The organism is Kribbella sp. NBC_01510, from assembly GCF_045040325.1.
GTDB lineage: Bacteria > Actinomycetota > Actinomycetes > Propionibacteriales > Kribbellaceae > Kribbella.
The window spans coordinates 3,473,673-3,495,778 of record NZ_CP109418.1 but is presented as its reverse complement, the minus strand read 5'-3'; the positions used below and the strand labels follow the sequence as shown (position 1 = coordinate 3,495,778).

At 69.3% G+C, this 22,106-nt stretch carries 22 protein-coding genes and 1 riboswitch; of the genes, 10 read left to right on the top strand and 12 right to left on the bottom strand.

Annotation, left to right across the window (positions count from 1 at the left end; genetic code table 11):
- Positions 1 to 9: 9 nt before the first annotated feature.
- Together OG558_RS17390 and OG558_RS17385 are read right to left on the bottom strand one after the other, a co-directional pair.
- Complete coding sequence (locus OG558_RS17390; RefSeq protein WP_405071196.1) at positions 10 to 492, bottom strand: hypothetical protein; 483 nt, start codon at positions 490 to 492, stop codon at positions 10 to 12.
- A gap of 253 nt (positions 493 to 745) precedes the next feature.
- A complete protein-coding gene (locus tag OG558_RS17385; protein ID WP_405071195.1) occupies positions 746 to 1,711 on the bottom strand; it encodes an LLM class flavin-dependent oxidoreductase in 966 nt (321 codons plus the stop codon).
- A gap of 97 nt (positions 1,712 to 1,808) precedes the next feature.
- Here OG558_RS17385 and OG558_RS17380 point away from each other — a divergent pair, with 97 nt between their 5' ends.
- The 3 genes from OG558_RS17380 (at position 1,809) to OG558_RS17370 (ending at position 5,343) form a co-directional block, all read left to right on the top strand.
- Positions 1,809 to 2,945, top strand: coding sequence for a mandelate racemase/muconate lactonizing enzyme family protein (locus tag OG558_RS17380; RefSeq protein ID WP_405071194.1), 1,137 nt, complete (start codon positions 1,809 to 1,811; stop codon positions 2,943 to 2,945).
- Positions 2,946 to 2,954: 9 nt separating this feature from the next.
- A complete protein-coding gene (locus OG558_RS17375) occupies positions 2,955 to 3,905 on the top strand; it encodes a dihydrodipicolinate synthase family protein (protein ID WP_405071193.1) in 951 nt (316 codons plus the stop codon).
- Between the two features lie 214 nt (positions 3,906 to 4,119).
- The gene (locus OG558_RS17370) at positions 4,120 to 5,343 is read left to right on the top strand and encodes a hypothetical protein (protein ID WP_405071192.1); all 1,224 of its coding nucleotides are present in this window, start codon (positions 4,120 to 4,122) and stop codon (positions 5,341 to 5,343) included.
- Between the two features lie 285 nt (positions 5,344 to 5,628).
- Here OG558_RS17370 and OG558_RS17365 read toward each other — a convergent pair whose 3' ends face one another.
- The 7 genes from OG558_RS17365 to OG558_RS17335 all read right to left on the bottom strand — a co-directional run bounded on the left by OG558_RS17365 (position 5,629) and on the right by OG558_RS17335 (position 12,296).
- The gene (locus OG558_RS17365; RefSeq protein WP_405071191.1) at positions 5,629 to 6,651 is read right to left on the bottom strand and encodes a zinc-dependent alcohol dehydrogenase family protein; all 1,023 of its coding nucleotides are present in this window, start codon (positions 6,649 to 6,651) and stop codon (positions 5,629 to 5,631) included.
- Positions 6,652 to 6,664: 13 nt separating this feature from the next.
- The gene (locus tag OG558_RS17360; protein WP_405071190.1) at positions 6,665 to 7,045 is read right to left on the bottom strand and encodes a VOC family protein; all 381 of its coding nucleotides are present in this window, start codon (positions 7,043 to 7,045) and stop codon (positions 6,665 to 6,667) included.
- Positions 7,046 to 7,095: 50 nt separating this feature from the next.
- Positions 7,096 to 7,371, bottom strand: a complete 276-nt coding sequence (locus OG558_RS17355) for a ubiquitin-like small modifier protein 1 (protein WP_328523962.1) — start codon at positions 7,369 to 7,371, stop codon at positions 7,096 to 7,098.
- Entirely contained in the window at positions 7,368 to 8,630 is a 1,263-nt protein-coding gene (gene thrC, locus OG558_RS17350) for a threonine synthase (protein WP_405071189.1), read from the bottom strand. The genes OG558_RS17355 and thrC overlap by 4 nt, the downstream gene beginning before the upstream one ends.
- Before the next feature lie 13 nt (positions 8,631 to 8,643).
- A riboswitch (SAM riboswitch) is annotated at positions 8,644 to 8,783 on the bottom strand.
- A gap of 97 nt (positions 8,784 to 8,880) precedes the next feature.
- Positions 8,881 to 10,128 (bottom strand): cation:proton antiporter, encoded by a 1,248-nt coding sequence (locus OG558_RS17345; protein WP_405071188.1) that lies wholly within the window; start codon positions 10,126 to 10,128, stop codon positions 8,881 to 8,883.
- Between the two features lie 27 nt (positions 10,129 to 10,155).
- Entirely contained in the window at positions 10,156 to 11,103 is a 948-nt protein-coding gene (locus OG558_RS17340; RefSeq protein ID WP_329484358.1) for a DNA-3-methyladenine glycosylase 2 family protein, read from the bottom strand.
- Between the two features lie 29 nt (positions 11,104 to 11,132).
- Positions 11,133 to 12,296: a Fic family protein gene (locus OG558_RS17335; protein ID WP_405071187.1), complete on the bottom strand. Its 1,164-nt coding sequence runs from the start codon at positions 12,294 to 12,296 to the stop codon at positions 11,133 to 11,135.
- Positions 12,297 to 12,417: 121 nt separating this feature from the next.
- On the opposite strand from OG558_RS17335, the gene OG558_RS17330 reads away from it, so the two are divergent.
- Positions 12,418 to 12,885 (top strand): hypothetical protein, encoded by a 468-nt coding sequence (locus tag OG558_RS17330; RefSeq protein ID WP_329484356.1) that lies wholly within the window; start codon positions 12,418 to 12,420, stop codon positions 12,883 to 12,885.
- On the opposite strand, the gene otsB is transcribed toward OG558_RS17330, so the two are convergent.
- Genes otsB through OG558_RS17315 form a run of 3 tightly spaced genes read right to left on the bottom strand, consistent with a single transcriptional unit; the run spans position 12,851 to position 14,627 of the window.
- The gene (otsB, locus tag OG558_RS17325) at positions 12,851 to 13,684 is read right to left on the bottom strand and encodes a trehalose-phosphatase (protein WP_405071186.1); all 834 of its coding nucleotides are present in this window, start codon (positions 13,682 to 13,684) and stop codon (positions 12,851 to 12,853) included. The genes OG558_RS17330 and otsB overlap by 35 nt on opposite strands.
- Positions 13,681 to 14,316 carry a LytR C-terminal domain-containing protein gene (locus OG558_RS17320; protein WP_405071185.1) on the bottom strand — a complete coding sequence of 212 codons (636 nt, stop codon included), beginning with the start codon at positions 14,314 to 14,316 and terminating at the stop codon, positions 13,681 to 13,683. Before OG558_RS17320 ends, otsB begins: the two co-directional genes overlap by 4 nt.
- Positions 14,317 to 14,318: 2 nt before the next feature.
- Positions 14,319 to 14,627: a DUF3263 domain-containing protein gene (locus tag OG558_RS17315; protein WP_329484353.1), complete on the bottom strand. Its 309-nt coding sequence runs from the start codon at positions 14,625 to 14,627 to the stop codon at positions 14,319 to 14,321.
- 139 nt (positions 14,628 to 14,766) lie between these two features.
- Between OG558_RS17315 and OG558_RS17310 the strand changes: the two genes are divergently transcribed.
- The 6 genes from OG558_RS17310 to OG558_RS17285 all read left to right on the top strand — a co-directional run bounded on the left by OG558_RS17310 (position 14,767) and on the right by OG558_RS17285 (position 22,070).
- The gene (locus tag OG558_RS17310) at positions 14,767 to 16,179 is read left to right on the top strand and encodes an amidase (RefSeq protein ID WP_405071184.1); all 1,413 of its coding nucleotides are present in this window, start codon (positions 14,767 to 14,769) and stop codon (positions 16,177 to 16,179) included.
- Positions 16,170 to 17,171, top strand: a complete 1,002-nt coding sequence (locus OG558_RS17305) for a Gfo/Idh/MocA family protein (protein ID WP_405071183.1) — start codon at positions 16,170 to 16,172, stop codon at positions 17,169 to 17,171. The genes OG558_RS17310 and OG558_RS17305 overlap by 10 nt, the downstream gene beginning before the upstream one ends.
- Positions 17,172 to 17,178: 7 nt before the next feature.
- The gene (locus OG558_RS17300; protein WP_329484350.1) at positions 17,179 to 18,576 is read left to right on the top strand and encodes a trehalose-6-phosphate synthase; all 1,398 of its coding nucleotides are present in this window, start codon (positions 17,179 to 17,181) and stop codon (positions 18,574 to 18,576) included.
- A 2-nt stretch (positions 18,577 to 18,578) separates the two neighbouring features.
- The gene (locus tag OG558_RS17295; protein ID WP_405071182.1) at positions 18,579 to 20,000 is read left to right on the top strand and encodes an FGGY family carbohydrate kinase; all 1,422 of its coding nucleotides are present in this window, start codon (positions 18,579 to 18,581) and stop codon (positions 19,998 to 20,000) included.
- Positions 20,001 to 20,144: 144 nt separating this feature from the next.
- Positions 20,145 to 20,567 (top strand): aspartate 1-decarboxylase, encoded by a 423-nt coding sequence (gene panD, locus OG558_RS17290; RefSeq protein ID WP_328523975.1) that lies wholly within the window; start codon positions 20,145 to 20,147, stop codon positions 20,565 to 20,567.
- 36 nt (positions 20,568 to 20,603) lie between these two features.
- Complete coding sequence (locus tag OG558_RS17285) at positions 20,604 to 22,070, top strand: aminopeptidase P family protein (RefSeq protein ID WP_405071181.1); 1,467 nt, start codon at positions 20,604 to 20,606, stop codon at positions 22,068 to 22,070.
- Positions 22,071 to 22,106: the final 36 nt, after the last annotated feature.

Sequence of the window (22,106 nt, the reverse complement as noted above, 5' to 3'; positions counted from 1 at the left end):
TGGCCGCGATCACCGTGGTGTGCCGCCTGCGGACTTGCGCTCGAGCATGACGCGCATCTCGTCGCCGTGGACGGTGAGGGCCCAGATGACCAGGACGTCGATGGCGATCGTGATCGTCGACCAGATCGGGTACGCCGCGAGGAACGCGATGTTCACCAGGATGCTCAGCACGGCGACCACCACCCCGACGATCCGCCCCCAGAGGCGGCCGTTGAGCAGCGCGATCCCGGACCCGAGCACGAGTAACGCGACGACCAGATGGATCCAGCCCCAGACCGTGTAGTTGAGGTGGATCGCGAGACTTCGTGTCCGCACCAGGAAGTACGTGTCGTCGAACAGCGCGATGAACCCCTGAAACGCGTGGATCATCCCCAGCACGATCATCATCACGCCGGCGAACAGGATCCACCCGACCCAACGACTCGGCCACTCGGGAACCTCGACCTCCCCCGGCCGCCGGTGGGTTCCGAGGTTGTCCTCCGGCTCCGACATCGCGACCTCCTCCGGGTCGAACCATCCACTCCCGATCCCTCAGGCTACGACGATCAGGCCGCCCTGCGCGTCCACGAGACGACTGCGGTCACACTGACTGCGCAAAACAGCATCTCCCGGGCGGCGGCGCCGACCAGCACCCATATCCCGGGGCCGCGGACAGGGCCCGGTGGGCATGAACAAGCTATTTCCTGTCCTCACCCCCGAGTGGATGTCCCAAGCCCCACGAGCCGGCGGCCGCCCGCGGGGGCGACTACAGCAGTTCGCCGAAGGATTCGATTGCTTTGAGGGTGTCTGATTGAGGCATGCCGGGTGGTTGGATGCGGAGGATGATGCCGTCGGCGCCCATCTCCTCGTAGTGCGCCAGCCGCTCACCGCACTCGGCGGGCGAGCCGATCACGCTGCGGGCGGTGATGTCGTCCCAGCCCTGGGTGTAGCGGCTCGCGTCCGCCGACGTACGTTTCCAGCCGGTGTAGGCGTCGTACAGGTCGCGCAGCGGCTCCTCGAGCGCCTGCCGCGCGTCCTGCGACGTCGGCGCGCAGAAGCCCTCCCGGCAGAGGATCACCTCGGCGCCGAGCGTGCCTTCGCCGCGCGGGTACGAGTGGTACTCGGCGATCTTGGCCGGAAGGTCGGAGTCGAGTTCGTTGAACGACGTCGTCCAGCCGTCGCACATCCGAGCGGTGCGCTCGAGCATCGCGGACACTCGGCCGCCGTTCCACAGCTTCGGGCGCGGGCTCTGCAGCGGTCGCGGGGACAGGAACGCTTCCCGGATGCTGGTGAACTTGCCGTCGTACGTGACCTCGTCCTCGGTCCACAACCGCGTCAGGATCGTCAGGCACTCCTCGAACCGTGCGACCCGCTCGGCCTGCGTCACGCCGTACAGGGCGAACTCCTCCGGCCGGTAACCGAGCACGAAGCCCGCGGTCAGCCGGCCGCCCGACAGTACGTCGATGTGCGCAAGCATCTCGGCCAGAACGACGGGGTCGTACAGCGGCGCGACGATGCCGGCGGTGGCGATGCCGATCCGCTCGGTCCGGGCGGCGAGCCAGGTCAGCGACGTGAGGATCTCGTGGTACCCGGGCCGGTGCAGGTGCCGCTCGCCGAGCACGATCCACTCGAAGCCGGCCTGCTCGGCCAGCCGCGCCTGCTCGACCGCGTCCTCGAGCGACTGCCGCTCGTCGGGAGTGCCGTAGAGGTTCAGATAGAGACCCAGCCGCATCGGGGGTGCCGCCTTCCGTTGACAGAGAGCGCTCGCGGTATTTACGGTCTTGACCGTAAATGCTTTCGGATCAGATTGCGACCCTTAGGAGCCGGAATTGAGTGTTGCATCGCATCCGGTCGGGTTGCCGACCGGCCCAGAATCAGCCGCCGGGTCAGCGGCCGGGCGGATCAGCGCGATCGAGACCCGGGTGGTCAGCGCGCGGTACCGCCGGCCGTTCCAGATCAGCAGCGGGATCAGCACCGAACTGGTCAGCCTGGTCGTCGCGATCCATACCGCCGACGGCGCGATCGGGATCGGCGAGACCTCACCGATGACGGCGTACACCGGCGAGACGCTGGCCGGGGTCACCGCCGCCATCGAGGAGTACCTCGCGCCCGCCCTGATCGGTCGTGATCCGCTCGACCGGGCCGGTGCGCATGTGGTGATGGACACCGTCCTGCGTGGCCAGCAGGTGGCCAAGGCCGGCCTCGACATCGCGCTCTACGACCTGGCCGGACGGCTCAGTGGCTGGCCGGTGCACGCGCTGCTCGGTGGCAGCATCAGAGAGCGCGTGCAGACGACCTGGGTGGTCGGGCTCGGCACGCTCGACGAGATGGCCGCCGAGGCAGCGCAGTACGCGGCTAAGGGCTTCCGGCATCTGAAGGTCAAGGGCGGCCATGGGCCGGCCAAGGACCTCGAACTGATCCGTGCGGTCCGTGCGGTCATCCCCGCCGACGCAGAGCTCTGTTTGGACGCCAACGAGGGGTACGACGCGACCACTGCGCTGCCGTATCTCGCCAAGATGACCGACGCCGGCCTGACACTGCTGGAGCAGCCGCTGCCACGCTGGGACCTTGCCGGGCTCGTGCGGCTGCGTGAGCGTCTCGACGTACGCGTCATGGTCGACGAGAGCATGCACTCGCTGCATGACGCTCTGGAGATCGCGCGGCGCGGTGCGGCCGACGTACTGAACATCAAGATCCTCAAGGTCGGCGGACTGCATCGCGCCCTGCAGATCGCGAACGTGGCCGAGGCGGCCGGGCTCGCGGTGAAGGTAGGCTCCATGCCGGAGCTGGGCGTGGCCACACTGGCCGCGGTCCACCTGGCCGCCGCCGTACCGGGCGCCACCGTTGCCGCCGATCTGGTCGGGCCGTTGATGGTCGACGAGGACCCACTGGCTCCGAGCGTGTTCGCCGACTGCGACGGCTGGATCGACGTACCGAAGCGCCCAGGCCTCGGCCACGACGTCTGAGAGGTCCACATGCACCCACTCGTCGAGCAACTCCGCGGCACACTGCTCCCCGCGGTCGTCACCCCGATGGACTCCGACGGCGTCGTCGCGTACGACGCTCTGACCGCGTACGCCGGTGCTCTCACGGCAGAGTCCATCGGTGGGCTCGCGGTGTGGGCCCATACGGGGCGTGGGCTCTACCTGTCTCCGGCTGACCGGTCGAAGGTGTTGGAGACGTGGCGGGAGGCTACTGACGTCCCGATTGTTGCGGGAGTCGGCGTACCGCGGTCTTCTTCGGCACAAAGCCTGCAGGAGGCGGCAGACGCGACTGTGACGATGGCACTGCAGGCCGCTGCGGGTGGGGCCGATGCGGTGATGGTCTATCCGCTGGCTGCACTGGGTTTGTTGCCGGACGGGCATGCACAGGCCGTGGCGCTGCACGAGCGGGTGGCGGCGGAGAGTGGGCTGCCACTGGTCGGCTTCTACCTGCATGGCGAGGCTGGTGGGTATCCGTACCCGCCGGCGCTGATCCGCGATCTGTTGAGCCTGGACTCCATGCTTGGGGTGAAGACTGCAACGCTGGATCGCGCTATCGGGTGTCAGGACGCCATCTGGGCGGGACGCGGGACTAGCAAGCTGCTGATCACCGGTGAGGATCGGATGTACGGGCCTTCGTTCATGTGGGGCGCGGATACGGCACTGGTCGGGATCGCCGCAGCGCAGGTCCCGCTGTCGGCCACTGTGGTGTCGGCTTGGACGTCAGGAGACCATGCTGGCTTCCTGACCGCGTCCGACCGGCTGGACCGGTTCGCGGCCGCGACCTTCTACGCACCCATCGAGGGCTACGTCCAGCGCATGCTCTGGGCGGCAGTCTGGGAGGGGCTGATCCCCGAAGAGGCGTCGTACGACCCCTACGGACCTCCGCTGCCGGCCGGCGAGCGCGACGTGGTGATCCGCTGCCTCGAGGAGCTCAATAGCTAGGTAGTGGGGTGGCGCGCTCCCTCCACGCTCCACCACACCGACGCCGTCGCGACCGCCTCCGGGTGGCGGCAATTGTGGTCTTGACCGAAACTAAGAGAGACCGGCTTGAACGTCAAGTGCCCAGGCTCGGCTGCGCTATTCTGCGAGTTGAGGGCCAGACCAGAAGTCGAAGGAGTGCCGTGCAGATCAGCTCAGCCTCGGGCGCGGTGGCCTGATGGCACTCGTGGTCGGCGTCGTCGGCCCGGAGGACCTGGTGCAGCGCGTGATCGCGGTCGGCCCGCCGAGCGGCGCGACCCTGCTCCCACTTCCCTACCGCCACGAGACCGAGGCCGTCGAGCTGGTCGAGCAGGCGCACGAGCAGGTCGACGCCCTGCTGTTCACCGGCGTCGTGCCGTACACGATCGCCACCGAGGCCGGCGTGATCGACCGACCGGCGATGTACGTGTCGTACGACGGCGCCACGCTGCTCCGGGCCCTGGTCGAGCTGCTGCGGCTCGGTCACAACGTCACCCAGTTCTCGATCGACACGCTGCGCCGGAGTGAGGTGCTGGAGACGCTGATCGAGGCCAAGCTGCCGACCGACCAGATCCACGTGCTGCCGTACCGGCCTGGCCTGACCTCCGACGACATCGTCGCGTTCCACCGGATCGCGCGCGACAAGCACGACACGAAGGTCGCGATCAGCTGCCTGGGCTCGGCTTTCCACCTGCTCGAGAACGAGATGCCCTCGGTCCGGCTGGCCCCGTCGCGGTACTCGATCCGCTCGACCCTGCAAGCCTTGGTCCTGACCACGACCGGGCAACACGTCGGGGACGCGCAGGTCGCGCTCGGCGTGATCGCCCTGCCCGAGCCGGACGACGCCCTGGCCGGCGACCTGATCACGCTCGGCGGCAGCCTGGCCGCGCTCCCGGACGGGCGGCACCTGGTCGTCACCACCCGCGGCCTGCTCGAGCAGGCAACCGAGCAGTTCACGCGGATGCCCTTACTAGACCACCTCGCGGCGCGGCACAGTACGGCGTACGTCGGTTTCGGCGTCGGACGTACGGCGGCGGAGGCGGAAGCGCTCGCCCGTCGCGCAGTCAGCCGGGCCGAGTCGATCGGCGCGGTCGCCGGCGTCGTGTCGATGTCCGACGACGTCGAGATCGTGATCGAACCCACCGGCGACCAGCCCGCCACCACCCGCGGCACCGAAAGCCTCCCGCTCCTGGCCCGCCGCGTCGGCCTCAACACCCAAACCCTGGCCCGCATGCGCGAACTCACCGCCACCCTCCCCGACGGCCTCACCACCCAAGACGTCGCCGACCACCTGGCCGTCCAACTCCGGACGGCGCGACGCGTCCTGAAACGCCTAGAACGAGCCGGCCTGGCCGCCCCCACCGGCACCCAGCAACACGGCCGCACCGGCCGCCCACCCACCGTCTACCTCATCCGCCTCTAATGGTGAGGATTTAGGTGTGGCCCCCAGTTGCCTGCCGGTGCGGGCTGGTCGGGGTGCGGACGGTGCCAGCCCGGAGATGCGGGCCGGTCGGCTACGGACGGCGGCAGCCCGGGGATGCGGACGGTGGCTGGGTGTGCAAGCTCGACAGGAGGTGTCCGCCCTGGCCCGGCCGGGCCAGGCGCGAATGCCTGACCCGAGCAGCGCCCTGGACCGATACCTCCTGTCGAGCTTGCACACCGGCCGACCTCACTCACCTCGCCCACACATCCAGCAGAAGAGCCCACTTCAGGGGCGGACGATAGTGACACCGGCGGGGGTGCCGTCCGACAACGCGGCGAGAGCCGCTGGGGTTTCTTCCAGGGTGATGGTGCGGGTGATCAGGTTTGCGGGGTTGAGGTTGCCCTCGGCAACAAGTTGCAGCAGCTCCGGGTAGGCGTGGGCGGGCATGCCGTGGCTGCCTAGCCATTGGAGTTCCTGGCCGATGAGGCGGCTGACGTCTAGCTGGACGCCGGATGGGAGGAGGCCGACCTGGAGGTGGCGGCCTCGGGGGCGGAGGGCCTGCAGGGATTGTTGGACGATGTCGTTGGAGCCTAGGGCGTCCATCGTCACGTGAGCGCCGCCGGCGGTGAGGTCGCGGATCTCCTGGACGGTGTCCGGTGACGCCACCAGCAGGTCGGTGGCGCCGTACTCGCGGGCCAGCTTCAGCGCCGACGGATTGGTGTCGACTGCAATCACCCGGGCGCCCAGGGACGCGGCGATCATCACGGCGGAGAGGCCGACGCCGCCGCAGCCGAAGATCGCGACGGTTTCGCCGGCGGTGAGCCGGCCGACCTGGCGGATGGCGCGGAACGACGTGGCGAAGCGGCAGCCCAGCCCCGCCGCGGTGGCGAAATCCAGCTCATCGGGCAGGCGGACCAGGTTGACCTGTGCGTACGGCACGGCGACGTACTCGGCGAAGGAGCCCCAATAGGTGAAGCCTGGCTGTTCCTGCCGAACGCAGACCTGCTGGTTGCCCTCGCGGCACTGCTCACAGGACCCGCACGCGCAGATGAACGGCGTCGTCACCCGGTCGCCAACCTGCCACCCCGTGACTCCCGCACCGACGGCGGCGATCGTCCCAGCGAGCTCATGACCAGGCACGTGGGGCAGCACGATGTCCGCGTCGTGGCCCATCCACCCGTGCCAGTCACTTCGGCACAGCCCGGTCGCCTCGACCTTCAGGACGACCGCACCCTCCGCCGGCTCAGGCCGCGGAACCTCGTGTACGACGGGCAGAACGCCGTACTCCTCGATGACGACAGCGCGCACCAAGGTATCGTAGTCAGCCGACGCAGAACTCGTTGCCCTCGGGATCGAGCATCACAATGTGGCCGAGGACGTCGGGACCGTAGAACTCCTCGCGCACCTGCACAGCACCGAGCCCCACCAACTCGACCGCCTTCCTCCGCATCCGGTCGGCGGTCACGTCATCACGGGTCGGACCGGCCACGCGGATGTCGATGTGCAGCCGGTTCTTCGAGGTCTTGGGCTCGGGCACCCGGAGGAACCCGATCGCCGGCCCGACGTCGTCGGGGTCCACGATCGAGGCTCCGTCCGGGTCGTCATACCCGGGCTCGAGGATGTAGCCGAGCGCCGCTGCCCAGAACTCCGCCAGCCGCTGCGGCTCGGCCGCGTCTCCACCAAGGGTCCATTTGGTCGCCATGGCGGGAACGCTAGCGGCTATTCCGGACGATCCACGCCCGGATGAACAGATCAGCCGCCGGCGACCGCCGGGATGATCGAGACCTGCCCGCCGTCCTTGATCGACGTCTGCAGGCCGTCGGCGAAGCGTACGTCGTCGTCGTCGACGTACACGTTCACGAATCGGCGCAGCTCGCCCGACTCGTCGAGGACCCGGCCCTTGATGCCCGGGTAGGAGCCGTCCAGCGAGTCGAGCACCTCGATCAGCGTGGAGCCCTCGGCGGACACCTCGGACACGCCCTGGGTGTAGGGCCGCAGGATGGTCGGGACGCGAACGCTCACACTCACTGCAGGCCTGCCTTCACGAAGGCGTCGTACGACGCGGGGATGGTCACCTTGGGGCCGACCCGGTCGGCCACAGCGTCGAGCGTCTTCAGCCCGTCACCGGAGTTGATGATCACGGTCTCGGCCTCGGGGTCGAGCTGCCCGGTGGCGATCAGCTTCTTCAGCGTCGCGACCGTCACCCCGCCCGCGGTCTCGGCGAAGATGCCCTCGGTCCGGGCCAGCAACTGGATGCCCTCGATGACTTCCTCGTCGCTGACGTCCTCGATCGCACCACCGGTACGGCGGGCGACGTCGAGCACATACGGTCCGTCAGCCGGGTTCCCGATCGCCAGCGACTTGGCGATGGTGTTCGGACGGACAGGCTTGACCACGTCGTGGCCGTCCCGGAACGCCTGCGCCACGGGCGAGCACCCGGTCGCCTGAGCGCCGTACACCTTGTAGTCGGTGGCGTCGACCAGGCCGAGCTTGCCGAGCTCGGTGAAGCCCTTGTCGATCTTGGTCAGCTGCGAGCCGGACGCGACCGGGATCACGATCTGCTGCGGCAACCGCCAGCCGAGCTGCTCGGCGATCTCGAAGGCCAGGGTCTTCGAGCCTTCGGAGTAGTACGGCCGCACGTTCACGTTGACGAACGCCCAGCCCTCCTCCTCACCGGCGATCTCGGAGGCCAACTTGTTCACGTCGTCGTAGTTGCCCTCGACGGCGACCAGGGTCCCGCCGTACACGGCGGTGGTGATCACCTTCGGGCGCTCGAGGTCGTGCGGGATGAACACGACCGAGCGGATGCCGGCGCGGGCGGCGGCCGCCGCGACGGCGTTGGCCAGGTTGCCGGTGGAGGGGCACGCGAAGACCGTCATGCCGAGCTCGCGGGTGGCGCTCAGGGCGGACGCGACCACGCGGTCCTTGAAGGAGTGGGTCGGGTTGCCGGAGTCGTCCTTCACCCAGAGCTTGCGCAGCCCCAGCTCGCGGGCCAGGTTCTGCGCGTCGACGAGCCGGGTGTAGCCGGGCTCGGTGTTCGGGAAGCTGGCCACGTCGACCGGGACGGGCAGCAAGGGCTGGTAGCGCCAGATGTTCTTGGGACCGGCCTCGATCTGCGCCCGCGTGATCGTCGGGTACTCGTACCCGACCTCGAGCGGACCGAAGCACTCCATACAGGCGTAGAACGGACCGAGCGGCGACTTCGCCCCGCAGGCGCGACAGCTCAGGTGCGTACCGTTGCCGAAGGCACCTTCGCGGATCGTGTGGGTGGCGGCGGTCAGGCTCATGAGTGAGGTTCCCCTCTCATCTTCCCCGGAACCGGATCTCGGCACGGGACGGATTTGGCACCGTTCCGCCGCGAGGGCCCCGGACTGGGGCCTCAACGGGGAGGGTTGCCGGGACTTCAACGGGCCGTTTCCCTCAGTCCCTCTGGATGAGCTCCCCCGAGATTACCCAATAGGGTCCATATTGTGTCTTCCGTTCCCACTATCCGAGACGCTCGATCTCAGCCCTGCAGCTCCGGGAAGGCTCGAGCGCTCAGGGAGTCCGGCCCCGACGCTGGTCGAGCATCCGCATCATCGGCGTCGCCGCGACGCCGTGAACGACCACGCTCAGTACGACGGTGAAACCGACCGTCGCCCACAACCAGGGCAGGTCGGTGTGGAACGCGGCGCCGGCGTACGCCAGATAGAACACGGACCCGACACCACGCACTCCGAATGCGGCCGTCACCCATCGTTCGGAGCGGCGCATCGGAGTCCCGGCCAGCGCGACCCACGCGGTCACTGGTCGGATCACCAGCACCAACAGCAGCCCCAGCGCGGCGCCGGCCACGGTCAGCGGGCGGAGCAGTCCAGCCGTGATCGCCGCTCCGAGCAGCAGCAGAATCCCCCAGGTCAGGATGTGCTCGAGCTGCTCGACGAATCCGTGCAGTTCCTCGTGGAAGTCGTGCTGCCGCTCGGCAGCCCGGAGCGCCAGCGCCGCGACGAACACGGCCAGGAAGCCGTAGCCGTGGAGCACCTGGGCGAGGCCGTAGACACCTAGCGTCATCGCGAGGGCCAGCACGGGTTCGCGCGAGTCGGCCAGGCGGAAGGTCCGCGATGGCGCGGAGAAGGCCATCCGGCCGAGCAACCAGCCCACGCCCGCACCGACCGCCACACCGATCGCGATCCGGCCGACCAGGTCCCAGGCGAACCACTCGAGCGCCCAGTTACCCACGGATCCCTTGGTGACCGCGAACACCGCGGCGTACACGAACGGGAAGGCCAGACCGTCGTTCAGACCCGCCTCCGAGGTGAGTGCGAAGCGGACCTCGTCGTCCTCCTCCGGCTCGGCGCCCGCGCCGGTCGACGGCCCCTGCACCTGGACGTCCGAGGCGAGCACTGGATCGGTCGGGGCGAGGACTGCGCCCAGCAGCAGCGCGGTCGCCGGGGCCAGCCCGAGCAGCCAGCCGGCGCCGGCCACGGCGGCGATGCAGGCGGGCATGGCCACCAGCAGGAGGCGCCAGGTCACCATCCACCGGCGCCATCCGATCGGCCGGTCGATCGCCAGTCCGACGCCCATCAACGCGACCAGGATCGTCAGCTCGGCGAGATGCTTGACGATCCCGGTCTCCACGATCGGGCTCAGGTGGGTACGGTCGACGGCCAGGCCCAGCAGTACGCCGGCGCCGAGGAACCCGATCGGCGCCGAGACGGCGTACCGGCGGAGCATGCGGGGCAGGATCGCCCCGAGCAACAGGGCCAGCCCCGCCACCAGGTAGAGCCCGTCCCCGTTGATCGTCATGGTGGCGATCCTGTGCCCCTGGCGGAGTTACCTCAAGCGATGCGTTGCGCCGGGCGTGTGCGTGGGCAGCGCCATGCGCGGGCCGTAGCGGGGATGGCCGATGCCGGTGAGCTCCAACAGGCGCTGGACGCGGAAGCGATGACCGCGGTAGGGCTCGATGAGTTCGGCGCAGCCCTCGTCGTCGAGCTCTTCGCCGATGAGGGCGTAGGAGACATCGCGGGACACGTGATAGTCCGCGAACGAGAACGCGTCGGCGTCGCCGTGGGCGCGCTGCCGCACCTCGGCCGCGGTCCACACCCCGACGCCCGGGAGTGATCGGAGCCGCCGCTCGATCTCGGCCGAGTCGGTCAGCTCGAGCGTCCGCTCCAGCGCCTTTGCTCGCGTCGCCGCTGTCACGACCACGCGGGACCGGCGGTTCTCCACGCCGGCCCGCAGCCACTGCCACGACGGGATCAGCCGCCACTCCTCCGGCGCCGGCGGCACCATCATCACGCGGCCGTCCGGCGCAGTCGGGCCCGGCGCGGGTTCGCCGTACTCACGGAGCAGGACGCGCCAGGCGCGGAAGGCCTCCTTGCCAGTGACGACCTGCTCGATCCCGGCGGCGGCCATCGCCTCGAACACCGCCCGCGTCCGCGGCACCCGGACATGCGGGAACCGCCGCGCCGCGTCCACCAGCGCGCGGTGCTCCGGCAACGGCTCGAACCCGTCCCAGCTGTCCGCGTCGCCCAGCAACTCCGGCACCCCCTCGAGCGCCCACGCAGCCCCCGGCCCCCAGGCCTCGGCCTCCACTTCCCCGGCGTACGGCGTCAGCCGCAACAGCACCGGTCCATCCGGCGTCCGAGTAGCCCGCCACACGGTCCGTCGCCCCGGATCGAACACGTACGCCGGGTCGCCCGGCCCCTTCCGCAGCCCTCCGATCACCGAATGCGGATCCACCACCCGCCCAGCCCGCCAGACCCGCACCACCGAACTCACCCGCCAAGTCTTACTCACCCCACGGACAACTAGCGGATCGGCGTCGCCACCCCGGCCAACCGCTCGCGCATCCACGGGTAGGGATCGACCAACGGCTCGCGGGTGGAGAGTGCGTTCTGCACGAGTTCGGCGAGGCGATCACCCATCACGTAATGCCGCCCTTTGGTCTCACCGACCGAGCGCAGCAGCCCCAGTTCGGTGAGCCTCGCCAGGTCGCGGCTGGCTGTCCGCTCCTCGATGCCCGCTCGGCGGACGTACGTCGAGCGGCGCATACGGAAGCCGAGCGACGCGTCGAACAGCTCGTCAGCGACGCGCTCCGCCAAGCCGAACTGCGAGATCAGCTCATCGAAGGCCAGCCACAGCTTGCCCGCCTCCCGGTACCGCCGCCGTACCGTCTGCGCCTGGATGTGATGCGCGCGCAGGTTGAACTTGACCCAGAGTGCGGCCGACCGATCGGGATGCCACGCGCCCGCGCCGGTCGCGGCCAGCACTCGGTAGTAGTCCTCGGTGTTGCCGCCCAGCCACTCCTCGATGCTGGAGAATGCCGGCTCGCCAATTCCTCCGCGGGACAAGACAAGCGTCTGCAGGGCTCTGGCCATCCGGCCGTTGCCGTCCCGGAACGGATGGATCATCACCAGGTTCAGGTGCGCCATCGCCGCGTCCACGAGGGGATCCACCGCTCCGTCGGCGTCCAGCCCGGCCATCAGCTCGGCCACGAGATCGGGCACCTCGTCCGCGGGCGGACCCTCGTAGACGTTCTCGCCGGTGGTCTCGTCATGCACGTAGACGACACCCTGCCGATAGCTGCCCGGGCTCTTGGCCAGGTCGTGGCTCAGCATCATGAAATGCATGCCACGGACGGCCGACACGTCCAGCCGGAAGTCCGCGTCCTTCGCCATCGCCAGCACGTAGCCGAGCGCCTGCCGGTATCCCCGGATCTCGGCGAACGTAGGTTCGTCAGTGCTCAACGCCTCCTCGTCATCCAACGCGGCCACCGCGTCGTCGAGCTTGACGTCGTAGCCCTCGATGCTGTTGGAGCCCTGGATCGCCCGCGCGAGCATGCTCCGCCGCAGCCCGCCGGCCCAGCGCCGAGGCACGCGGAGGATGTCCGTGAGCTCGGATCGGAACGCGTGGATCTGCTCGAGGACCTGTCGATCCTCGAGATCCGGCTCCGGCGTGCTGAAGATGGTCACTGTCCTCGATGTCCCGATGTCCCGATGTCTCAATGTCTTAATTCTTAGGACATCGTACGCCGAGGTCCTAATGATTGCGACATCGAGACAAAGCGCAGTCACCGAGCCGATACTGAGGCCCATGACCGGGTGGCAGCGGGTGAAGGTGGTGGGGAACTTCGTCAACCTGACGACCTTGGTGGGGCTTGCGGTCGGGGTGATCGGGCGGGCCCGGGTCAGTCGAGGGCCGCGGGGGTTGTACTTCGCGAACGGGTACAAGCTGGGGTTTCCGATCGCGGGGGCGTTCACGATCGGTAACGTCGTCCTGAGCAAGAACGAGCGCACGTACTTCGACGACGCGGCGCTGGTGCGGCACGAGGAGCGGCACTCGTGGCAGTACTTCTGCCTGCTCGGGTTACCGATGTTCCCGCTGTACGTCGTCGGCGTGGTGATCTCGTTCCTGCTCACCGGCGACCCGGCCTCGCGCAACCCGTTCGAGCGACTGGCCAGCCTCAAGGACGGTGGCTATGTCGAACGGCCGATCCAGCCGATCGGCAAGACCGTGACGCAGGCGTTCAGCGTGCTGCGATCGCGTCCGAAAGGGCCGTGAGGACAGTCACCACACCCGTGGGGTCGTCCACCACGATGTCCGCGGCCTGGATCAGCTCGGTCGCGTTGGACGAGCGAGTGGCCAGCAGTACAGCGCGCAGCCCGGTCTTGCGATGCTCTTCGACCGCCCGGAACGCAGCCAGGTCGCCCAGGTCGTCACCGGCGTACAGGATCGACCGGGCACCTGTGGACTCGATCAGCCGTCGGAGCGCGACGCCCTTGTCGATACCCGGTGGCCGGAGCTCCAGGACCAGGTTGCCGGGCTCCAGGCGCAGCTCGGTCGACTCAGCCAGCTCGGTCAGCGGCGTACGCAGTCTGTCCAGCGCACCGGTCGGGTCGGCGAGCCGGCGCGTGTGAACGGCCAGCGAGCTTTCCTTGTCCTCCACGTGGGCGTCCGGCACGCCAGCCTGGCGCAGCAGCTCCGGCAGCCGGGAGCGCGCTTCGGCAACACCGGCCGGGACCGGGTCACTGGTCACCATCCCGGTCGCCGCGTCCCACCGCTCCAGCCCGTAGTGCCCCAGTACGACGAGGCTCCCGAGGCCGGGATGGCCCGTCACACCGGTGAGCTCGGTCGCCACGAGCGCCGGACGGCCGGTGACGATCGCCACCTGCTTCACCGAGCGGGCCAGCCGGGCCAATGCGTCGAGGGAGCCCTCGACCGGCCGGGACATGGCCGGATCCTCGACCAGCGGCGAGAGTACGCCGTCGAAGTCGGCGGAGATGACCGCGGTGGCCGGGTCGGCGACGATCGCCTCCCACCCCTCGCGACCGGCGTCGGTCTGGATGACCGGAGTACTCATCCCGCGTAGTCCGAGGTCAGGATCACGGTGAGGCGGTCCTTCTTCATGTTGTCCAGCGCGCCCTTGGTCCGGCTGACGCCGATGTCACGGGCGAGCTGGTTGGCGGCGTCGAGCATGCCCGGCGGGTAGTAGACGGTGCTCTCGGCGATCTTGCCGTGCCAGTTGTCGGCACCGGCCACGGTCCAGCCCGCCTGCCGGGCGCGGCCCGCGACCGAGTCGGCCAGGCCCTTCCGCGGGGTGTTGTTGTAGATCTCCGCGGCCGGTCGCTCAGCCGGCGGGATGGTCGTCGGCTGGGTTGCCGGAGGTTGGGTCGCCGGCGGCTGGGTCGGCTGCGAGCTCGGCTCGGTGGTCGGCGCGGTGGCCGGCGTGGACGACGGGGCCTGTGTAGGCGTGGTGGCCGGCGCGGTCGGCTTCGACGACGGCCCGGGGATGCTGGCGGCGATCGTCGACGGCCCGGACGTGGGCTTCGTGCTCGGCTTCGGGGTGGTCGCGCCCGCCGGCTCGTCGGCCAAGCTGTCGTGCCCGCGCGTACCGAACAGCACCAGGAGACCGGCCACGATCGCGACGACCGCAGCCACAGCGACGAGCGACGAGAGCACCTGCCCCCGGTCGTCGCCCTTCGGGCGGAACATGGTCAGACCTCGATACCCAAGCGGCGTGCGGAGCGGGCGCGCTGACGGGCCGCGCGGAGGCGGCGCAGGCGCTTGACCAACAGCGGGTCGTGAGCGAGAGCCTCGGGCCGGTCGATCAACGCGTTCAGGACCTGGTAGTAGCGGGTGGCCGACATCTGGAACTGGTCCCGGATCGCCTGCTCCTTGGCGCCGGCGTACTTCCACCAGTGCCGCTCGAACGCGAGGATTGCCCCGTCACGCTCGGAGAGTCCGGCAATGACCGGCGGCGCAGCTTCGGCGGGGCCGGGAGAGCTGGCGTTGGCGCTGTCCATTGGCTGGTAACTCCTGTGCGGTCGGTGATCGTCCGTCCGCACTCCACACTACGGGTTGAACAACAGCGATGTCATTCACCGTCGAACGACACGAAGCGTGTCGTTGAGCGGACAGCCGGGCGCGGTCAACTCTGGCAGGATGAAAGGGGTGAGCTCAACTCTCTCCAGCGTGGCGCTGGTTGAAGAGCTGCAGGCCAAAAGCCGTGAGGTGGACCCGCTGGTCAACGCCATCTGCACGCCCAACCCCGCCGCTCTCACCCATGCCGCCCAACTCGACACGGAGCGTGGCGAAGGCCGGGTCCGTGGCCCGCTGCACGGTGTACCGGTCCTGGTCAAGGACAACATCGACACCGCCGACCTGCCGACCACGGCCGGCTCCCTGGCGCTGGCCGATCAGCCACCGCCACCGGACGACGCCCCACTGGTACGGCGGCTCCGTGAGGCGGGCTGTGTCGTCCTGGGCAAGACCAACCTGAGCGAGTGGGCCAACTTCCGCGGCTCGGCGTCCTCCTCCGGCTGGAGCGCGTACGGCGGTCTGACGCGCAACCCGTACGCCCTGAACCGCTCGGCCGGCGGCTCCTCGAGCGGATCGGGCGCAGCGGTCGCAGCAGGGCTCGCCGACTACGCGATCGGCACCGAGACCAACGGTTCGATCGTCTGCCCGGCCGCACTGAACGGCATCGTCGGCCTGAAGCCCACAGTGGGCCTCATCCCGCAGCAGGGCATCGTCCCGATCTCACACTCGCAGGACACCGCCGGACCGATGACCAGGACCGTCACCCAGGCGGCAGCCCTGCTGTCGGTGATGACCGGTAGCAGGACCGACTACACAGAGCATTGCCGTGGTGCCGACCTCCGCGACATGCGGATCGGCGTACCGCGCGGTCCGCTCTGGGGCTACTCGATCGGCCTCGACCAGCTCACCGAGCAGGCGCTGGAGACGCTCAGCCGCAGTGGAGCCACCCTGGTCGACCAGCTGTCGTTGCCGACGCCTGGTGGCGACGAGGACCAGCTCCAGGTGCTGGCCCACGAGCTCAAGGTCGACATGACGGCGTACCTGGCCACCCGGGCGCCCGGCGGTCCGCGGACACTGGACGACTTGATCGCGTTCAACCGGGAACATGCGGACGTCGAGCTGCAGTGGTTCGGCCAGGAGCTGTTCGAGCGGGCCGCAGCCACGGAGGGGCTGAGTTCCCCGATCTATGTCGCCTCCCGGTTGACGGCTCTCCGGGCCGGCCGGGACGGGATCGACGGCCTGCTCCGGGACAACCAGCTCGACGCGCTGGTCTGCCCGTCGTACTCCCCGGCCTGGACCATCGACCTGGTCAACGGAGACCACGTGCTCGGCAGCTCGTCCTCCCACGCCGCCCTGGCCGGCTATCCGCTGCTCTCGGTGCCGTCCGGGCTGGTCGCCGGATTGCCGGTCGGGATCACGTTCAGTGGCACCGCGCGGAGTGATGCCACGCTCATTCGCTTGGCTCACGCCTTCGAAACAGCGAGAATCGCAGCAGACGGACCGTTCCCGACCCCGGAGTTAACCCAGTGGGTGTAGATCGCGTCAGGTGGGGCATCGTTGCTACGGGCAACATCTCCACGTCGTTCACGAGGGATCTGAAGCTGCTCGCCGACGACGCCGAGGTGACCGCGGTCGCGTCCCGTTCCCAGACCAGCGCGGACCGGTTCGCCGCCGAGTTCGGCATCGAGCAGGGGTACGGCGACTACCGCCGGCTGATCGACTCGGGCACCGTCGACGTGATCTACATCGGTACGCCACACCCACAGCACTACGCGATCGCCCGTGCCGCGTTACAGGCCGGAGTCGCGGTTCTCTGCGAGAAGCCGGTCACGCTGACCGCCGAGCAGGCCCGCGACCTGATCGCGGTCGCCACCGAGCACAAGACGCTGTTCGCCGAGGCGATGTGGATGCGGACCAACCCGGTCATCCAGGCCTTCTTCAAGGATCTCGACAGCGGTGTGATCGGCGACCCACAGCAAGTCGTCGCGGACTTCGCCTTCTACAAGCCGTCGTTGCCCACCCGCCTGCTCGACCCCGCGCTCGGCGGTGGCTCGCTGATGGACGGCGGCATCTATCCCATGACATTCGCCTACATGGCTCTGGGTCGCCCGGCCGAACTGAAGGCCGTCGGCTCGCTCAACGACGACGGCATCGATCTGAATGTGGCGATGGCCTGGCGCTACGACTCCGGCGCGGTCGCCGCGCTGACCTGCGGGCTGCGGTCGCAGAACCCGTGGGTGGCGTCGGTGAGTGGCCCGGAGGGCAGTCTGCAGTTGCCACACCGCTTCCACCACCCCGAGTACTACGTGCGTAGTACGGCGGCCGGGGCGGAGCGGATCGACGTACCGGTGCATGGCCTTGGGTACCACTACGAAGCCACCGCAGTGATGCAGGCGCTGCGCGACGGCCGGACCGAGGTGCCGTCGCTGCCGCATGCCTCGACACTCGAGATCCTCGAACTGCTCGACGAGACCCGGAGCCAGATCGGGGTCCGCTACCCCGGTGACGACGACGACCTGAGTGGATGACGCTGATATGCCGAACGGACGAAGTTCCTTCGTGGTGGTGGCCAACCGGCTACCGGTCGACCGGATCGAGATGCCCGACGGCAGTACGGCGTGGCGCCGCAGCCCTGGTGGACTGGTCACCGCCCTGGCGCCGGTGATGCAGCGGCACCACGGCGCGTGGATCGGCTGGACCGGGAGCGCGGACGAGAAGGTGGACCCGTTCGAGGCCGACGGGATGCACCTGGTGCCGGTGATGCTGTCGGCCGAGGACGTGCAGCTGTACTACGAGGGCTTCTCCAACGCCACGCTCTGGCCGCTGTACCACGACGTGATCGTGGCGCCGGAGTTCCACCGTGAATGGTGGGAGTCGTACGTGGCGGTGAACCGCCGGTTCGCCGAGGCCGCCGCGGACGCCGCCGACGACGGCGCGGACGTCTGGGTGCACGACTACCAGCTGCAGCTGGTTCCGGCGATGCTGCGCCGGCTGCGGCCCGACGTACGGATCGGGTTCTTCCTGCACATCCCGTTCCCGCCGACCGAGCTGTTCGCGCAGATGCCGTGGCGGCGGCAGATCCTGGACGGGCTGATGGGCGCGGACCTGGTCGGCTTCCAGCGACCCGGCGCCGCTTCGAACTTCGCCCGTCTGGCCCGCAACCGGATGGGCCTGCGGACTCGCGGCGACCGCATCCACCTGCCCGACGACCGGATCGTCCGGGCCAAGGCGTTCCCGATCTCCATCGACGTCGGCGAGCTGGAGAACCTCGCCCGCAAGCCGGAGACCGCGGCCCGCGCCGCCGAGATGCGCCAGGAGGTCGGCAACCCCGCGCACATCCTGCTCGGCGTCGACCGGCTCGACTACACCAAGGGCATCCGGCAGCGGCTGCGCGCGTTCGGCGAGCTGCTGGACGAGAAGCGCGTGTCGGTCGACGATGCCGTGTTCATCCAGGTGGCGACGCCGTCGAGGGAGCGCGTGGAGCAGTACCGCGTACTCCGCGACGAGATCGAGCTGCTGGTCGGCCGGATCAACGGCGAACACGGCCGGATCGGCACGCCGGCGATCAACTACCTGCACACGTCGTACTCGCGGACCGAGATGGCCGCACTGTTCCGGGCCGCGGACGTCGCCGTGGTGACCCCGCTCCGCGACGGCATGAACCTGGTCGCCAAGGAGTACGTCGCCACCCGGTACGACGACACGGGCGCACTGGTGCTGAGCGAGTTCGCCGGCGCGGCGGACGAGTTCCGGCAGGCGTTCCTGGTGAACCCGCACGACATCAACGGCATGAAGGACACCATCGTCGACGCGATGAACACCGACGACCGCCAGCTCGGCCGCCGGATGAAGGCGATGCGCAAGCACCTGGCCGCGCACGACGTGAACGTGTGGGCGGCGAGCTTCCTGAAGGCGCTGCATGACGAAGACTGAGCATGACGAAGACTGAAGGCCGGGTGCTCGCGCTCGATCTCGGTACGTCGTCGTCCCGCGCCCTCGTGTTGTCCGCCGACGACGCAGCACCGGTGCCCGGTGCTCTGGCCCGGCACAAGATCTCACCCACCTACGCCACCGGCGGCTCGGCGACCCTGGATCTGCACGAGTACGTCGAGGGCCTGCTGGGCTGCCTGGACGAGCTCCAGCAGAACGGTCACCTGGACGGCATCGGCGCGATCGTGCTGTCCTCGCAGTGGCACTCGATCGTTGCTCTCGACAACAAAGGTGACGCGCTGACGCCGGTGATCACCTGGGCGGACACGCGATCCGTCGACCTCGACCTGGGCTCGTCGTTCGACGAGCATGCCTTCCACGCCCGCACCGGCGCCTGGCTGCACCGGCTCTACTGGACCCGGCGGATCCCCTGGCTGCTGTCATCGTCGTCCCCGGCGACGTTCGCCGGCCTGCCCGACCTGGTGCTGGAGCGGCTGACCGGCGAGCGCGTCACCTCGGTGTCGGTCGCCTCCGGGACCGGCACGCTCGACCTCGCCACGGGCTTGTACGACGACGAGGCGCTCGAGATCGCCCAGGTCAAGGCCGACCGGCTGCCACCGATCGTTCCGACCGGATGGACCGGGACGTTGTCCGCCGAGTACGGACGCCGCTGGCCCGGGCTGGTCGGCGTACCGGTGCATCCGCCGACCGGAGACGGCGCCGCGTCGAACGTCGGGTCCGGTGGGTACGACGAGACCACAGCGGCGGTGACCGTGGGGACGTCGGCCGCCGTACGCGTGGTCCATCCGATCGACGATGCACCGGAGCTGCCGTGGGAGCTGTGGCGCTACCGGGTCGACGACAAGCGGGCGGTGACCGGGATGGCGTTCTCGGCGGCTGGGAACGTGTACGCCTGGCTGACCAGCCTGCTGCGACTGGAGTCCGACGAGCCGGTCGGCGTACCGATCGGAGCGTCCCGGGTGATCGCGATCCCGTTCATGGCCGGGACCAGGCCGCCGGCGACCGTGCCGAGCGGGTCCGGGGTGTTCTTCGGCCTGTCCTTCGACGACGACGCCTCCGGCGTGCTGGCCGGGGCGTTGCAGGGCGCGGCGCTGGAGGTCGACCGCGGCCTGCGGATGCTCGATGCGGTGTTCGGGCGGCAACTGGACGTCGTACTGGGCGGCGGCAGCATCGACGCATCCGCCTGGTTACGCCGCTGCGCGACCGCGACGTTCGGCCGCCCCACGACGGTCTGTGCCGAGGCCGAAGTCGGCGCCCGCGGCGCGGCAGCCGTGGCCCTCGGGTTGTCTCCCGCCCCTGGCGGCGAACACCTCACCCCGGTGGATGCCGAGGTCGAGCGAGTCGCGGCGCTACGGTCGCGGTACGAGCGCCTCCGCGAACTCGCAATCCAGGCCTCACACATCTAATGCCGCGTCTAGTACCGCGTCTGCGTCGACTGGGGAGGGAAATGTGCCCTCACGGGGGTAAAACCCTCCCCGGACTGGCCCGGGGGCCGGGCAGGTGACGGTCGCCACTGACAGGGTCGGGGGCCAGGCTGGATCATGGCGCGCATGCTGCGGGAGATGATGAAGTCGAAGGTGCACCGGGCGACGGTGACGCAGGCCGATCTGGATTACGTCGGGTCGTGCACGCTGGACGCCGAGCTGATGGCGGCGGCCGACCTGCTACCCGGCGAGAAGGTCGACATCGTCGACATCACCAACGGGAACCGGTTGTCGACGTACCTGATCGAGGGGCCGCGGGGGTCCGGGGTGGTCGGGATCAACGGGGCCGCGGCGCACCTGATCCATCCGGGCGATCTGGTCATCCTGATCGCGTACGGGATGTTCGACACCACGGAGGCGAAGGTGTTCGAGCCGAGCGTAGTCTTCGTGGACGAGCACAATGCGATCACCCGCATCGGCTCGGACCCCGCCGAGGCGCTGCCCGACAGCGGCACGCTCCGCGGTGACCATTTGCACACCAAGCGCTGAATGCAGACCGCGCGCCGAGATGAGGACTGGTCGACCATGACCGACACGACTGAGACGACCGCAGCCGAGAACGCCGCGACCGAGAGCGCCGCCCCGAAGACGGCGTCCCACGACAACGAGCCGAGCCCGAAGCTTCGCGCGTTCATGAACTCGGGCTGGGCCGATTCCGAGCGGCAGGACGTGACGCTCAGCGACGTGGGCGTGTGGGCGGCGAAGCGGCGGGACGCGCTGTCGCAGGCGTTCCCCGGGGAGCGGCTCGTCGTCCCGGCGGGCACCTACAAGGTCCGCTCGAACGACACCGACTACGTGTTCCGCCCGCACACCGACTACGTCTGGCTGGCCGGCGACCAGACCTCGGACGCCGTACTGGTGCTGGAGCCGAACGGCACCAGCGGCCACGACTCCGTCCTGTACTTCCGCCCGCGCGCCGACCGTGGCGAGGGCGAGGAGTTCTGGCGCGACCGGATGTACGGCGAACTCTGGGCCGGCCGGCGTCCGTCGCTGACCGAGACCGCCAAGGAGTTCGGCATCGAGACCCGGCACGTCGACCGGCTCGCGGACGCGCTCAAGAGCGATGTGCCGACCCGCGTCCGGCGAGGTGAGGACGCCTCACTCACCTCGATGCTCAGCGGCGCGAAGACCGACGCCGACCGTGACCAGGAACTTGCGGCCACGCTGTCCAAGCTCAGGCTCGTCAAGGACCCGTTCGAGCTCGAGCAGCTCCGCGACGCGGTCGCGATCACGCACCGCGGCTTCTCCGATGTACTCGCGGAGATGGACAAGGTCCGCGAGTACGGCGAACGCTGGATCGAGGGCACGTTCTGGCGCCGGGCCCGGGCCGAGGGCAACGACGTCGGGTACACCTCGATCGCCGCGGCCGGACCGCACGCGACCACGCTGCACTGGATCGAGAACGACGGCGCCGTGGCCGACGGCACGCTGATGCTGCTCGACATGGGTGTGGAGAACCGCCGGCTCTACACCGCGGACATCACCCGCACGCTGCCGGTGAACGGCGAGTTCACCCCGCGCCAGCGAGAGCTGTACCAACTGGTGCTGGACGCGCAGAACGCGGGCATCGCCGCGGTCCGGCCGGGCGCCGCGTTCCGCGCCGCGCACGAGGCTGCGATGGAGGTCATCGTGCACGGCCTCGACGCAATGGACCTGCTGCCGGTCTCGGCGGAGGAGGCGCTGGACCCGGAGAGCAGGCTGTACCAGCGGTACACGCTGCACGGGGTCAGCCACATGCTCGGTCTGGACGTCCACGACTGCGCGGCGGCACGCAGCGAGTTCTTCGGCAAGGGCGAGCTGGAGACCGGCTATGTGCTGACGGTCGAGCCGGGCCTGTACTTCCAGGCCGACGACCTGACCGTGCCGGAGGACCTGCGCGGTATCGGCATCCGGATCGAGGACGACATCCTGGTCACCGACGACGGTGCCGAGAACCTCTCCGAAGCCATGCCCCGCGACATCGAAGGCCTCCAGAACTGGATGGCCTCCTAGCCAAGCATCAGCAACTAGCCGGCAGCTCGCCGCCCG